Raw genomic sequence first — 13,680 nt, forward strand, 5'->3', positions numbered from 1 at the left:
AAACCGGCAGAACCGGCACCAGTCCTCCGATGGCGTCCGGATGGCGGACCGGAACCACCGAACGTGAGTCGAACGTCGACGTCCGTGGTGGCACACGGGCCGTGTGGAGCTTCGGAAAGCTCCACACGGCCCTACGCCGAGGTTCGGGTCAGCGGCGGGGTTTGGGTGCGATGCGTGGCAGGACGTACGGCGGCCCAGCGAAGATCAGGTCGGACTTCAACTCCTGGTAGGCCCGCTTGGGCTGGTAGTTCTCGTCGTAGATGGTGGCCAGGCCCTCCGGCGGGTCATCGAACCAGCCGGGCACCCACGAATGTTTGTCACTGAAACCCCAGACCGTGTACGACAGGCAGCTCCGCACGGCGAGGCACGCCTTCATCAGCACGCTGAAGTTGGCTGCCGACGCCTGGAGCCGGGGGTTGATCTCCTCCGAGTTGCCCGCCTGGACACCCGCCGTCAACTGGCTGCGGACGTCGACCTCGGTGAACGCGGTCGCGACGCCGAGCCCGCCGAACTTCTTCAGCGCGGCGGTCACCTGGAGGGTGTCGAAGTTGCCGTACTGGGTGCCCAGGTGGCCCTGGGAGCCGACGCCGTCGATCGGGACACCCTGGGCGCGCAGGCTCTTGGTCATGTCGTACACGAACTGGGTCTTGTCGTCCGCCGGGTTGCCCGAGCCGAACGCCTCGATGTTGTAGTCGTTGTAGAACAGCAGGGCCTTGGGGTCGGCGGCGCGTGCCCAGCGGAACGCGTCGGCGATGTAGTCGGGCCCGAGGTTCTGCGCCCAGAAGCCCTTGTAGTGCAGGGTCGACGGGGTGTCCCACGGGTCGCTGACCGCCTCGTTGACCACGTCCCACTGCCAGATCTTGCCCTTGTAGCGGTTGACGACAGTGGTGATGTGCTTGCGCAGCAGCTCGCGCAGCTCCTGCTTGCTGATGGAACCGTCGGCGACGCCGCTGGTCAGCCAGGCGGGCAGCTGGCTGTGCCAAACCAGCACGTGGCCGCGCACGCTCTGCCGGTTGCGCTTGGCGAAATCGACGAACTGGTCGGCCGGCGCCCAGTTGTAGGTGCCGCGGGTGGGCTCCAGGCTCTCCCACTTCATCACGTTCTCGGCGGTGACCGAGGCGAACTCGGAGGAGGCCAGCCTGCGGTACTCCGGGTCGCTGGCGTCGTTGAGGGCATCCATGCTCACTGCGGTGCCGACGTGCAGGCCGTGACGCAAGCCGAGGGTGGCGAGGCTCTGCGTTGTGGGGTCGTACGGCCGGCTCGCGGTGGCCGGCACCGTGTTCAGCGTCGCTGCGGTCGCGACGGCGACCAGGCCGACTGTCGACCACTGTCTCAACTTCATGTGCCTTCCCTTCCAGACGATCAATAGAAGAATGTCGATCCAGGAGGTGAGGGTCCGGTGGTGGAGGCGCGGTTGGGTCAGGTGGCACCGGAAGTTCCGGCCGGAAACCGGAAACCCGCTCGAAACGTTAAGCCGATCTATGTCTGGGCGTCAACGCTGAAAACTTCCGGAAATTCGTCTTATGACCTGCGGGGCGCTGAGTGGCTGGCGGTCGAAACTTTCGGCGACCGGCGACCGGCGACCGGCGACCGGCGACCGGCGACCGGCGGCTGCGGCTCAAGCGCAGGGTGCTGTGGCACGGCACATCCCGCAGCGGCGCCCTCAGGGCGCACACGGCCGGGGCATCGTCGACGCGGCGGCCGACGATGCCCGGTGACGCTGACGAAGACCGGTCAGCGCAGACCGGCGAAGAGGTCGTCCTCGGGGGTCGGCGCGCCGGTCCGGTCCCGGACCCGCAGGAAGGTCTCCACGCCCATCAGCTCGGTGAACCGCTCCTGGCCCAGTTGCAGGAAGAAGATGTTCTCGGTCTGACTGGCGTGAGTGGCCAGCGCGTCGAACTTCTGTGCGCCGTACTTGCTCGTGTCGACCCAGGTGGTGATCTCGTCGTCGGGCAGGCCAATCTGCGGCCCCGGCTCCGTCGCCGCGTCCGGCTCGGCCCACTCGACGCCGAGCTCCTTCATGATCCGACCGAACTCCGCGAACGCCGTAAGCGGCACAGTGGTCCAGTAGACCTTCGCCGGGACGTCCGTCTGCTCCACGGCGGCCATGGTGATCCGATGCGCCTGGATGTGGTCGGGGTGGCCGTAGAAACCGTTCTCGTCGTACGTGACGATCACGTTCGGCTGGTACTGCCGAATCAGCTCCGCCAACCGGGCCGCCGCCTCGGCCACCGGCGTCGTCCAGAACGCGCCGGGCAGGTCGTTTGTCGGCCACCCCATCATCCCGGAGTCGGCGTAGCCGAGGGTCTCCAGGTGCGTGACGTTCAGTGTCGCGCAGCTCGCCTCCAGCTCGGCCTGGCGCATCGCCACGACGGCGTCGGGGTCGTGCCCCGGGTCGCCCGGCTTGACCCCACCCGGGCCGTCCCCACATCGCCCGTCGGTACAGGTCACGAGCACGGTGGTGACCCCCTCCGCGGCATAGCGGGCAAGAACGCCGCCGGTGCTCGTCGCCTCGTCGTCGGGGTGGGCGTGCACCGCCATCAGGGTCAGAGGTCGCTCAGCCATGCCATCACCCTACGGTCATCCGACCACTACCCCGTGACCTCTCCCGGGAACGTCCGCGGGAGCGGGCATCCTACCCAGTTCGACATCCGTCGAGCGGTCCTTGCGTGAACGGTGAGCAGGCTCCGCGCAGGTCGCTAGATTCGGGCGTGATCAGCACATCCGAGCAGGTCCGGGCGCGGGGAGAAGTCGATGGCAAGGGCCGCTGGCGGGTTCACTGACCTGCGACAGGTCGAGGCCGGGCTCCTGAACGTCGGATACGTGGACGCCGGGCCGCCCGACGGGGACGCGGTGATCCTCCTGCACGGCTGGCCCTACGACATCCACAGCTTCGTCGACGTCGTACCGCTGCTCACCGCTGCCGGTCACCGGGTCGTCGTCCCGTACCTGCGGGGCTACGGCACGACCCGGTTCCTCTCCGACGACACCATGCGAAACGGCGAACCGGCCGCGATGGGGCTCGACCTCATCGCCCTGATGGACGCCCTGAAGATCGACACTGCGAAGCTCGCCGGGTTCGACTGGGGCGCGCGGACCGCCGACGTGGTCGCCGCGCTGTGGCCCGAACGCTGTCGGGGGCTGGTCTCGGTCAGCGGTTACCTGATCGCCAGCCAGGAATCCGGTAAGGCGCCGTTGCCGCCGAAGGCGGAGTTGGCGTGGTGGTACCAGTACTACTTCGCCACCGAGCGAGGGCGGGAAGGGTACGACAAGAACCGGCGTGCCTTCAACAAGCTGATCTGGCACACCGCGTCCCCCCAGTGGACGTTCGACGACGCGACGTACGACCGGAGCGCGGCATCGTTCGACAACCCCGACCACGTCGAGATCGTGATCCACAACTATCGGTGGCGGATGGCCCTCGCCGACGGCGAGGCACAGTACGACGAGATCGAGAAGCGCCTGGCCACGCAACCGAAGATCACCGTGCCGAGCATCTCCATGGAAGGCGACGCCAACGGCGCGCCCCACGTCGAACCCACCGTCTACGCCAAGCAGTTCACCGGCCGGTACGAGCACCGGACCGTCGGGGGCGGCGTCGGGCACAACCTGCCGCAGGAGGCGCCGCAGGCATTCGCGGACGCGGTGCTGGAAGTCTGAGCCGCTAGGACGCCGGACGTTCCACCCGCACCGGATCGCCGCGAACCAGCCCGTCGTGGATGCGCCACCGGGCGGTGGTGACGGCACGCCGGGCCACCTCGTCGCCGTGCTCGATGCGTTGGCGCAGCAGATCCAGGGCGATCCGGCGGTTGAGACTGAACTGCCGCTCCTCATCCACCACCACCACGATGCCCGAGGGGCGGTGCGTCGCGCGTACCGCAGTGCTGGCCTTGTTCCGGTGCTGACCACCCGGCCCGCCGGTACGGCAGGCGACGAGGTCGACGTCCGCCTCGCGGAACGTCGTCGGCCGGGCGTCGCGTTCGGGTGGCTGGGCGGTGACGTACCAGTTCTTCCGCCCGGTACCTGACCGGTACGGGCTGGGGGCCTGCCAGCACAGCGTCCCGGTCCACGAGGCCGCGAACGCCTCGGCGTCGTCGCCGGAGATCCGGATGAGCACCGACCGGTAGGTGCCGGTGCGCTCACCGGGCACCGCCTGAAGCTGTTGGATCGTCAGACCCCGGCGGGTGCCCTCGCCCCGCAGGCGGCGCAGCAGCTGACTCACTGCCCAGGCGCACTCCTGCGGCCCACGGCCGGCCGACAGCAGCAGGAACACGTTCACGACCGTCCTCGCCTGCCGCGGTGGCCCCGCCGGTCCGGTCGGGCGGCGGCCCCGAGGTCGGGTGTCTTGTAGGTGACGAGCGGCGTCGTACTGACCACCGGCGTGGCCAACTGGTGCTCGACCAGGTCGGCGATCACCTGCTCGATGCGCTTGTACGCCGTGGGCGCCTCCTCGAAGAGCAACTGCCGGTCGCCGCACACCACAAGCGATCCCACTGGGGTACGGCGCAACTCCTCGACCGTGTGCTTGGCCCGACCGCGCCGCAGGGCGTCGGCGCGCGACATCTTGCGGCCAGCACCATGGGCCACGGAATGGTTGGCGTCCGGACCGGCGTGCGCGGCCACGAGGTAGGACGCCGTCCCCCGGGTGCCGGCGATCAGGACATCGCGCCCGTCACCCGGCGCCGCGCCCTTGCGGTGCAGGTAGACCCCGTCCCGGACCTCGACCAGGTTGTGGCACTGGTCGACGATCGGCGCGGTGGGCTCGGCCCCCAACGCGTGCGCCACCCGGGCGGCCAGCACCCGGCGGTTGAGCGATCCCCAGCGCACGGCGTCGTCGTGCTGGCTCAGGTAGGCGGCGGGGTCGGGAGCCGCCCCGGCGCCGTGGACCTCGGTGTGCGCCCGCAGGATCCGCTCGCCCAGACCACGGGAACCGCTGTGCACGATGAGTACGAGATCGCCCGCGTCGAGCCCGAGCCGGCCTGCGTGACGCACGTCGAGGACGGTGTCGACGCGGGCCAGCTCCACGAAGTGGTTGCCCCGCCCGACCGTCCCGAGACCGTCCAGGTGACCGGCCGGCACGTCACCGTCGACGACGGACCAGGCGGGGTCGTCGGCGTCCGGGTCGAGCGCCCGATCGAGGTCGGGGAACCGGGCGGCGAGCCGTTCCGGTACGGCACGCTTGAGCCTGATCGGAAACACGGCGATGCCGCAGCCGATGTCGGAGCCCACCAGGAACGGGTACAGCACTGTCGACGCCATGGCCGCGCCGATGGGCGCGCCCTTGCCGGGATGCAGGTCCGGCATCGCGGCGACGTGCAGCATGCCGTCCAGGGCGGCGACCTGCTGGCACTGTGCGAGCGCTTCGGACTCGATCCAGCTCGCGGGAGAGGCGAACACCGTGACGGTGGCCGGGGCGGACGAGGGCAGGGGCTCCCGAGGGAGGTGGTGCTGGGACAAGGGGGCTCACTTCTCGCTGCGGACGTGTGAACGGACGGCGTCACGGCCCCCGGGAGGCATCACCGGTGGGCGCGGAGCAGGGGATGGTGTCCGTCAGTACGTCATGGGCGTCACTCTGGCCGACGCGCGGCGGGCACGACAACTGATTTTCCTTCACGACGTACGCTGCCGCGATGAGCGCACCGCGTCGCATCCTGGTCTACGGCGTGAGCGGGTTGCCCAGCCGGTGAGGCCGCGCGGACAGCCGCCGAACTGAGAGGACCGAGGATGAAGTCGACGGAGACACCGGTACGCGACGAGATCATCGCCTTCCTGCACGACTACGCGCGGGCCGTCGAGGCCGGTGACAACGACGCCGTTGCCGCGAGCTACGCCGGGACGTACATCGAGGGTGACCCGGGCGGGGCGGCGGCCGTCACCAACGACGCGGAGTACCGGGCCGCCCTCGACGAACGCCACACGGCGATGACCCAGCACCTTGGTCTGACCGGAGCCCAGGTGACAGTCCTGGATGTCCTCGATCTCGCGCCGGGGTACGTCCTCGTCCCGACCAGGTGGACGTTGGACTTCGCGCCACCCGCTGGCAGGGGCGGCAGCGCGCAGTTCGCACAGACCTATGTGGTGCGCCTCGGCGACAGTCGGCCACAGATCCTGCTCTACCTCTCGCACGAGCGGGAGGACGAAGCCATGCGTGAGCTGGGGCTCACCGACTGACCCGGTCCCGCCGGTCCGGGGCGATTCGACCGCACATACCAGTCGTCGGTCCACTCCCGGTGGGGAGTGGACCGACGATGGTCGGGATGTCGTGCCCCGGAGTGGCCCGGCCGGTAGCTCACCGGCCGGGCCAACCGATCAGGACTCCAGGCGTCGACGCCGTGCCAGGAAGAACGCGACCGCGCCCAGCACGACCATCACACTTCCGATGCCCGTCATGGCCGGGACCGCACCGCCGCCGGTCACCGGCAGGATGGGGTGCTTGCCGCCGCCACCAGGTCGACCGGGAGGTCCGGGGGGTCCGGACGGACCAGGTGCGCCGGGGCTACCGGGGGCACCTGGCGCTCCGGGACTACCGGGCGCTCCAGGCGCGCCGGGGCTACCTGGTGCTCCTGGACTACCTGGTGCTCCTGGACTGCCCGGTGCTCCTGGACTACCTGGTGCTCCTGGGCTACCGGGTGCGCCGGGGCTGCCCGGTGCTCCTGGACTGCCGGGTGCTCCCGGGCTGCCGGGTGCGCCAGGGCTCCCGGGCGGACCGGACGGTCCGGGTGGACCGGTTGGTCCGGGCGGTCCGGTCGGTCCGGGCGGGCCCGTTGGCCCAGCGCAGATCGGTGCGGTGATGACGTTGGTGTCGAGGGTCACGGCGGCGGTGCGCGCCAGCGCGCGGCCCTGGAGGGTCGCGCCCGTGGCCAGCGTGATCGCGGCCTGCGCCATGATGGTGCCGACGAAGGTGGTGCCCGTGCCGATCGTCGCCGAGCTGCCGATCTTCCAGAACACGTTGCAGGCCGAAGCCCCGTTGGTCAGGACGACGCTGCTGTTCGACGCCGTCGTCAGCGAGGAGTCGACCTGGAAGATGAACACGGACGACGGATCGCCCTGGCCGTTGAGCGTCAACGCCCCGGTCAGTTGGGCCGCCCCGATCCGGTAGACCCCCTCGTTGAGCGTGTTGCCGCCCAGCTCCGCCGGGAGGTTGGTGAACGGGGTCCGGCCGGCGGCGTCGTTGAAGGCGATGGTCAGGTCGCTCTGGGCCTGGAGTGCCACCGCGTCGCCGAGGTGCACCTCGCCGCCGATGGTTGCCGTTCCGAAGCCGGCCGCGGTGTTTCCGGGGAACCGTCCGAGGCTCTGGGCCAGGAAGCTGGGGCCGGTGTTGGTGGGCTCCGCCCCAGCCAGGACGGAGAAGTCGGCCGCCGTGCCCAGGTTGACAGGTGCTTCCTGCGCGTTGGCGGCGGTCGAGCTGAAGAGCAGCAGGCTGGCTGCCACTGTGGCGGCTGCGCCAGCCGCGAGGGTCGGTAGGACCACCCGCCGCCGTAGCCACTGTTTGGGTTTAGCTGTCACAGAACACCCTCCGTGGGTACTACTCGCAGGAGACGTCGAGCGAGCGGCGTCCTGCGTGATACGGCCTGTATGGCGCGGATAAGCGCGCTGACCACCACATCACGTCGGGTGCCCAAATGCGGGCAAAACAGCACAATAGCCGAGGTTTATCTATCTGAATTGGACTGATCCTCGCGTTCTTGTTCGCGTTCTGCGTCAGCGGCCCAGGTGTGCGGCCAGGGCAGCCGAGCCCTCTCGGCCCATCACCGGACCGTCGGGATCGGCCTGATCGCGCGTCCCAGGACGCAGGGGGAGGAGGGGCTGTTACTGGTGGCCGGGAAACGGAACCTGCGCAGCTCCTCCACCTCGAAGCCGGCCGCTGCGATGGCGGCGACGGTGTCGCGGTTGGTGTGGCAGCCGGCGAACAGCCTCGGCCACAGTGTGGCGTCGACAAGTCGTTGGGCGCGGTGCAGCCCGGCTGCCTCTTCGGCGGCCACGTGCTCGAAGAACCGCACCTGGCCTCCGGGGCGCAGCACCCTGCTGATCTCGGCCAACGCGCTCGCCTGATCGGGCACGGTACACAGCACCAACGCCACCACTGCCGCGTCGAACTCGCCGTCGCCGGCGGGCAGCGCCTGGGCCAGACCGTCGACGACAGTGACCGGAACCGGCGCGTCCGACACGGCGCGTTCGGCAGCGGCACGGAGACGCCGCTCCGGTTCGACAGCGAGGACCTGGGTCACCGCCGGCGGATAGTGGGAGAACATCCGCCCGTTGCCCGCACCGATCTCGATCACCCGGCCGGACAGGCCGGCGACCAGGTCCCGCCGGAACGCCGCCGTGCCGGCGCGGTCCATGGCGACGCTCAGTCGCTCGTACACGCGGGCGAACACCGGATGGGACACCGTGGCCACGTCGACCTCCAGGGATGGCGTGATCTCCGTAGAACTGTTCTCCGGCGATTGTCCTGCATCCGCGCACGCTTTCCGTCTTACTGATTGGCAGCACGATTCAACCCAGTGCAGACAGGACGTGGTTCGCGCATGAAGATCGTCGTCATCGGGGGCAGCGGCCTCATCGGTTCCAAGCTCGTGGACCGCCTCGGCGCCCAGGGCCACGAGACGGTGCCGGCATCGCCGAAGACCGGCGTGAACACCCTGACCGGCGAGGGAGTGGCCGACGTGCTCACCGGGGCCGAAGTCGTCGTCGATGTGTCGAACTCGCCCTCGTTCGAGGACGCCGCCGTGCTGGAGTTCTTCGAGACGTCCACCCGGACGCTCCTCGCCGCCGCGTCGGACGCCGGGGTGAACCACTACGTGGCGCTGTCCATCGTGGGGAGCGACCGGATCCCGGACAGCGGGTACATGCGCGCGAAGGTCGCCCAGGAGAAGCTCATCGCCGCGTCCGGAGTCCCGTACTCGGTGGTGCACGCCACCCAGTTCTTCGAGTTCCTCCAGGGCATCATCGACGCCGCCACCGACGGCGACACAGTGCACCTCGCGCCGGTGCTCATTCAGCCGATGGCCGCGGACGACGTCGCCGCCGCGGTGGCCGAGGTCGTGCTCAGCGCGCCGACGAACTCCGTGGTCGAGGTCGCCGGCCCGGAGCAGTTCCACCTCGACGAGCTGGGCCGGTCCCTCCTCGCCGACCAGCAGGACCCCCGTTCGGTGGTGGCCGACCCCGATGCCCGGTACTTCGGCGCCAAGCTGGGCGAACGCTCGCTCGTCCCCGCCGATGGCGCCCGCATACCCGGCACCACCCTGGACGACTGGCGTACGCGGGCGAGCCGGGGACGGTGAGCCGGCCCGTCACCCCGGCGACCCGGGCGGGTCGGTGCGCCCGCCGAGGCGCCGCACCAACTCCCGTACCGCCTCGGTGAACGGCTCGTCGGACTCGCCGGGCCAGTGTCCGTGGATGGGTGGGGCGACGCTGTCCCCGGGGGGCGTCACCACGTCGCGGGGATCACGCTGTCGGCGATCCACCCCGGCGGCCGGGTCACCGGCTGTGGCCGGCGCGGGCGGCGGATGCGGAAAGAAGACCCAACCGCCGATGGGGTCGGTGTCGCGCCACAGGTTCACCCAGCGCCACCCCACCCGCCGGCCGATCTCGTGCAGCGCCGCGTCGTCGACGTAGGCGGGGAAGAGCCGCGCGTAGAGGCGGCGCAGCGGTGACCCGTGGGTGAGCAGGGCGACCCGGTCGCCGACCTGCGGAGGCAACTGGAGCACCGTGGCGGCGAGCAGGACCGAGCCGTGGCTGTGCCCGGTGAGCAGCACCGCGTCGCCGCGCTCGACCAGGTACGTGATCCGGCGGGCCAGTTCCGGCACGGCCCGCTCGGAGTAGCAGGGCGGCGCGAACGGATGGGCGGCCCGGGGCCAGAAGGTGCCAAGGTCCCAGAGGACACCTATGTGTCGGCGGTACGGCTCGGTCCGGTACGCGAAGATGCCGCCGACGATCATCCCGAGGATGACCGCCGCGATGACCCAGCTACCGAACGCGATGCCGAACGTGACCGCGTCCGCCGGCAACCTCGCGTTCCGCTCGATGACGTCGCTCGGGAACTGCCCCAGCAGGCCGATGGTGGTGGTGGCGGTGGCGAGCCCGGCGAGACATCCGTAGAGCACGGCCAGCGGCACCAGCTTCTCGGTGAAGCGGGCCCGAGCTATCGCGTCTCGGACCTGTCGCAGTCGGGGCCGCGCCTCGACCGGTGGGTCCGGGAAGTCGCGCGCGACTATCGCCGCCGCGGCCCGGCGTCGACCTCGGCGGGAGATCAGGACGACGAGGCCAGCGACGATCACCGTGACCAGCAGGGCGCGAAAGAAGCCGTAGATCGCCCAGGTGTAGGCCCGGGGCGGGCCGGAGGCGATGCCCTCTCCGGTCGGCACGTCGCGGTCCAAAAAGTCCGCCACCCGGTAGACCAGCTCGGCGGAGTACGCCACCGCCATACTGATCCCGGTGGCGGCGACAACGAGAGCGCCCAGCCCGAACAGCGGGGTAGCGCCCTGCTCCCGGCGCCGGTGCCAGAGCAGCACCACGCCCAGGGCGGCCAGCAGCGTCGTCTGCGCCACGAACAGACCGGCCAGGGTCGTGTCGTACCCGGGGAGCCCGTGCTCCTGCTGCCACGGCCGTGAGCTGGTCAGCACGTGCGTCACGACGACAACTGTCACGACGATGGCAGCGGTCCGGAGGGTGCGGGTGACGCGGTCGAGCCGCTGGTCGCCGGCGGCCCGGTCCATCAGCGGCGGAGTGCAGAGCAGCCCCACGCAGCCCGCCAGGACGATCCCCGTGATCGCCGTCAGCGCGATCGTGGACGCGGAGGCGTCACCCGCGCCTCGGGCCAGGAGCAGGACGAGGTCCAGCGTCGCGAAGGCCGCGGCGACGTGGATGGCCCGCAACCGGCCCACCAGCGGCTCGGCGTCCCACTGGCCGATGGTGCCGAGCCGAGACGCGGAGATGCCCTGATCGGGTGCGCGAAACGCCTCGAACGTCCGGCCCGGACGGCAGCTCACCCGCCAGATCAGGCCGATCGCGGCGGCCGGGACGAGCGCGAGCACCGCCAGCCGCTGCCCGACCGGCCGCCCACCCAACCAGGACAACCAACTGCGTCCGGTCAGGCAGTCCGCCGAGCCCAGGCACTTCCAACCGACGAGATCCAGTGCGACCCCGGCGATGGCGAGCACGTACAACACGGTGAGCGTGAGCGCCAGCACCCGGCACAGGGACTTGACCGAAGCCTCGGAACCGGGGTTCGCCGGGCGCATCCAGATCGCGACGTTGACCAGCATGAAGGGGAAGAGGAAGACCACCGCCAGGGTGCGGGCCACGGTCCCGGAGGGCAGGTCACCCCAGCGGTACGCCTCAACCGTCACCCCGCGCGCCCCGGCGCTGTCCGAGCACGGGGGGCGCGGCCGGTAGAACCCGCCATTGCGGTCACCTGCGACCTGCCCGGTCTGCTGCAGGCCCAGCACCTGTGCGGCGCTCGCGCCGGAGACCCCGTGCACCCGTAGCTCCACGACGTCACCGGAGTTGTCCGGCCCGCTCAACCGCGCTGATCCATCCGACGTCCCCCCGAGGCGTTTCGCAGCCCGTGTCCCGCGGCCCAGCCCCGACGCCACGCGCCGGGGCCGCCGACCACTGAGACGGCAGAGCCGGGTCTACCCGAACCGGACGCCCTCAATCGCCGTTGGCCGGGTCGCCACCAGTGCGCCGGGGTGGGGTCAGATCGGCCCTCGCCCGCCCGGTGTCCGGGTCGAAGGGGAACGAGACGTGCTGGTGGACCATCTCCCAGCCCCGCCCGGCCCGCTGGAAAACCCGTGTGCCCCGTGACCAGCTCACGGCCGTGGTGCCGTCCGGCTGTTGCGCGGTCATCCGGTTGAGGCCCCACGCCACGGCCACATCGTCGCGGACGACGACCGCCAGATCCGGAACGGTCCAGGTGACGGTCCCGGTGCTGATGTCGAGGCCGTTGGCGCAGACCTGGCGAACCTGGTCGCGGCCGACGTACTCCAGCGGCCGTTCGTGCTCGTACGAGACGACGTTCTCGGCCACCGGTTCCATGATCCCGTCGAGGTCCTTGGCCTCGGTCGCCTCGTACCAGCGTTGGTGCAGGTCGCGCACCTCGCGCTCGGAGGTCTCGCGCTCGTCCGCGCCACCGTCGTCGGCGAACGAGTGGTGTTCGTGTGCCACGACCCACGAGCCGTTCTCCTTGCGCAGGCCGAGGGTCAGCCGCAGCCGGAGATCGGGGCGTCTGGCCAGGTCGTCGGGGGTGCCGCAGCGCAGCAGCGCGGTGGCGTAGGCGACCGTGTCGCCCGCGGTGATGTCGAGGCTGGTCAGCTCGAAGGCGGCCCCCGACGCCTGCCAGCGGAAGAAGTCCGGCCAGGTCCGCTCGTACGCCTCGATGCCCCGGACGCCGTTGTGCGGTGGCGGGACGTCGTACATGACGATGTCCGCGGCGTGCTGGGCGAGTACGCCGGGCAGGTCACCGGCGTGCACCGCCCGCGTCCACTGTTCGATCAGCTCGCGGATCTGGGTCTCGTCGTCGGCCATGGTGCTCCCTCGTCGGTCGGGTTGCTCTCACCTCTACAACCCGCGCGGGCCGACGAACTCATCGCCGCCTGCCGACCGAATCTCGCCGTCCCGGTCGGACCCCTGGCCCAGCTGCGTCGGCAGGCCGCAGATGCGCAGGGTCTCCGGGGTCAGGAAGGACACCACCTCGGCGATCCGGCCGCCGCGTAGGGCGACGACGTCCAGGGCCGCCGCCGTGAAGACCGACGCCTGCGGGCTCCAGAGGTACGTCCCGAAGGCCAGTTGCCCGTTCGCGTACGTGGGGACGAACCGCCACCGCAGCGCCAGGGGGCCGTCCAGCAGGAACCGCCTGATCGCCTCGTGACCCTCGTACCACTGGGGCAGCGGCGGCATCGAGTACCGGGCGTCGTCGGTGAGCATCGCCAGGATGGCGTCGACGTCGCCGTTCTCCCACGCGGTCACGTACCGCCGGGCCAGCTCGCGTACCTTCGCCTCGCCGAGGCCGCTCAGCTCCACCTGCTGGCTGTCGGTCGGGCGTAGCGCGTCCAGGCCCCGGCGGGCCCGTTGCAGGGCGCTGTTGACCGCCGGGGTGGACGTGCCCAGCAGCTCGGCGACCTGGGCGGCGGGGTAACCGAGCACGTCGCGCAGCAGCAGCACGGCCCGCTGCCGGCCGGGCAGGCGTTGCAGCGACGCGACGAACGCCAACTCCAGGTGCTCAGTGTCGACCAGTCGTTGCGCGGGGTCCCGCTGGTCGACGGGCGCTGACCGCCGGTCCGGGTACGGCCCGAGCCATGCCGTCTCGGCCAGGGCGGCGGCGCCAGGGGTCAGGTCGGTCGGCAGTTCCCGGCGGCGGCCTCGACGCTCGATCATCGTGAGGCACCGGTTCGTGGCGATCGTGTAGAGCCAGGCGCGTTCGGCGCCGCGGTCCTCGTACCGGTGGCGGCTCTGCCAGGCCCGCGTGAAGGTCTCCTGCACGGCGTCCTCGGCGTCGTGGAACGAGCCGAGCATCCGGTAGCAGTGCGCCGTCAGCTCGGCGCGGTGTTCGTCGATCAGCCGAGCGATCGTCACGGTGCTGGAGCCTACCTCCGGCGCGGTCCACGCCTGGTCGTCGCCGAGTCGGGTGGGTCTCGACCCCATGGCGGTCGGGAGGGTTGATCCGCTCGTGGCGGGGTA

Annotated in this window: 13 protein-coding genes and 1 pseudogene; 4 read left to right on the forward strand and 10 right to left on the reverse strand. The window is 70.7% G+C overall.

Going from position 1 to position 13,680, the window contains the following annotated elements; translation table 11 throughout:
* Nucleotides 1-148: 148 nt before the first annotated feature.
* Nucleotides 149-1,342: an endo-1,4-beta-xylanase gene (locus ACQP0U_RS09280; RefSeq protein WP_433317523.1), complete on the reverse strand. Its 1,194-nt coding sequence runs from the start codon at nt 1,340-1,342 to the stop codon at nt 149-151.
* A gap of 392 nt (nt 1,343-1,734) precedes the next feature.
* Nucleotides 1,735-2,565, reverse strand: a complete 831-nt coding sequence (locus ACQP0U_RS09285; RefSeq protein ID WP_433317524.1) for a PIG-L family deacetylase — start codon at nt 2,563-2,565, stop codon at nt 1,735-1,737.
* A gap of 189 nt (nt 2,566-2,754) precedes the next feature.
* On the opposite strand from ACQP0U_RS09285, the gene ACQP0U_RS09290 reads away from it, so the two are divergent.
* Nucleotides 2,755-3,660 (forward strand): alpha/beta fold hydrolase, encoded by a 906-nt coding sequence (locus tag ACQP0U_RS09290; protein WP_433317525.1) that lies wholly within the window; start codon nt 2,755-2,757, stop codon nt 3,658-3,660.
* A gap of 4 nt (nt 3,661-3,664) precedes the next feature.
* Here ACQP0U_RS09290 and prfH read toward each other — a convergent pair whose 3' ends face one another.
* Nucleotides 3,665-4,279, reverse strand: coding sequence for a peptide chain release factor H (prfH, locus tag ACQP0U_RS09295; protein ID WP_433317527.1), 615 nt, complete (start codon nt 4,277-4,279; stop codon nt 3,665-3,667).
* Nucleotides 4,276-5,457, reverse strand: coding sequence for an RNA ligase RtcB family protein (locus ACQP0U_RS09300; protein WP_433317528.1), 1,182 nt, complete (start codon nt 5,455-5,457; stop codon nt 4,276-4,278). Before ACQP0U_RS09300 ends, prfH begins: the two co-directional genes overlap by 4 nt.
* A gap of 267 nt (nt 5,458-5,724) precedes the next feature.
* On the opposite strand from ACQP0U_RS09300, the gene ACQP0U_RS09305 reads away from it, so the two are divergent.
* The gene (locus ACQP0U_RS09305; protein ID WP_433317530.1) at nt 5,725-6,171 is read left to right on the forward strand and encodes a hypothetical protein; all 447 of its coding nucleotides are present in this window, start codon (nt 5,725-5,727) and stop codon (nt 6,169-6,171) included.
* Nucleotides 6,172-6,309: 138 nt separating this feature from the next.
* On the opposite strand, the gene ACQP0U_RS09310 is transcribed toward ACQP0U_RS09305, so the two are convergent.
* A complete protein-coding gene (locus tag ACQP0U_RS09310; RefSeq protein ID WP_433321372.1) occupies nt 6,310-6,417 on the reverse strand; it encodes an LPXTG cell wall anchor domain-containing protein in 108 nt (35 codons plus the stop codon).
* Between the two features lie 68 nt (nt 6,418-6,485).
* Here ACQP0U_RS09310 and ACQP0U_RS09315 point away from each other — a divergent pair, with 68 nt between their 5' ends.
* Nucleotides 6,486-6,791 carry a hypothetical protein gene (locus tag ACQP0U_RS09315; protein ID WP_433321375.1) on the forward strand — a complete coding sequence of 102 codons (306 nt, stop codon included), beginning with the start codon at nt 6,486-6,488 and terminating at the stop codon, nt 6,789-6,791.
* A gap of 55 nt (nt 6,792-6,846) precedes the next feature.
* Here the strand turns inward: ACQP0U_RS09315 and ACQP0U_RS09320 are convergent.
* Nucleotides 6,847-7,506 (reverse strand): annotated as a pseudogene (locus ACQP0U_RS09320) (ice-binding family protein); the annotation flags it as partial.
* A gap of 242 nt (nt 7,507-7,748) precedes the next feature.
* Entirely contained in the window at nt 7,749-8,399 is a 651-nt protein-coding gene (locus tag ACQP0U_RS09325) for a methyltransferase domain-containing protein (protein WP_433317532.1), read from the reverse strand.
* A gap of 129 nt (nt 8,400-8,528) precedes the next feature.
* Here ACQP0U_RS09325 and ACQP0U_RS09330 point away from each other — a divergent pair, with 129 nt between their 5' ends.
* A complete protein-coding gene (locus ACQP0U_RS09330) occupies nt 8,529-9,284 on the forward strand; it encodes an SDR family oxidoreductase (protein ID WP_433317534.1) in 756 nt (251 codons plus the stop codon).
* A 9-nt stretch (nt 9,285-9,293) separates the two neighbouring features.
* On the opposite strand, the gene ACQP0U_RS09335 is transcribed toward ACQP0U_RS09330, so the two are convergent.
* The 3 genes from ACQP0U_RS09335 to ACQP0U_RS09345 form a co-directional block, all read right to left on the reverse strand.
* Nucleotides 9,294-11,525 carry a hypothetical protein gene (locus ACQP0U_RS09335; protein WP_433317535.1) on the reverse strand — a complete coding sequence of 744 codons (2,232 nt, stop codon included), beginning with the start codon at nt 11,523-11,525 and terminating at the stop codon, nt 9,294-9,296.
* A 130-nt stretch (nt 11,526-11,655) separates the two neighbouring features.
* A complete protein-coding gene (locus ACQP0U_RS09340; protein WP_433317537.1) occupies nt 11,656-12,528 on the reverse strand; it encodes a YybH family protein in 873 nt (290 codons plus the stop codon).
* A gap of 33 nt (nt 12,529-12,561) precedes the next feature.
* A complete protein-coding gene (locus ACQP0U_RS09345; protein ID WP_433317538.1) occupies nt 12,562-13,644 on the reverse strand; it encodes a sigma-70 family RNA polymerase sigma factor in 1,083 nt (360 codons plus the stop codon).
* Nucleotides 13,645-13,680: the final 36 nt, after the last annotated feature.

It is taken from the genome of Micromonospora sp. CA-269861 (genome assembly GCF_050948505.1).
Taxonomy (GTDB): domain Bacteria; phylum Actinomycetota; class Actinomycetes; order Mycobacteriales; family Micromonosporaceae; genus Micromonospora.

What these genes read in the sequence shown, in the direction of transcription:
- ACQP0U_RS09280 (WP_433317523.1), bottom strand. Translation starts at nt 1,342, where the DNA reads ATGAAGTTGAGACAGTGGTCGACAGTCGGCCTGGTCGCCGTCGCGACC.
- ACQP0U_RS09285 (WP_433317524.1), bottom strand. Translation starts at nt 2,565, where the DNA reads ATGGCTGAGCGACCTCTGACCCTGATGGCGGTGCACGCCCACCCCGAC.
- ACQP0U_RS09290 (WP_433317525.1), top strand. Translation starts at nt 2,755, where the DNA reads ATGGCAAGGGCCGCTGGCGGGTTCACTGACCTGCGACAGGTCGAGGCC.
- ACQP0U_RS09305 (WP_433317530.1), top strand. Translation starts at nt 5,725, where the DNA reads ATGAAGTCGACGGAGACACCGGTACGCGACGAGATCATCGCCTTCCTG.
- ACQP0U_RS09330 (WP_433317534.1), top strand. Translation starts at nt 8,529, where the DNA reads ATGAAGATCGTCGTCATCGGGGGCAGCGGCCTCATCGGTTCCAAGCTC.
- ACQP0U_RS09340 (WP_433317537.1), bottom strand. Translation starts at nt 12,528, where the DNA reads ATGGCCGACGACGAGACCCAGATCCGCGAGCTGATCGAACAGTGGACG.
- ACQP0U_RS09345 (WP_433317538.1), bottom strand. Translation starts at nt 13,644, where the DNA reads ATGGGGTCGAGACCCACCCGACTCGGCGACGACCAGGCGTGGACCGCG.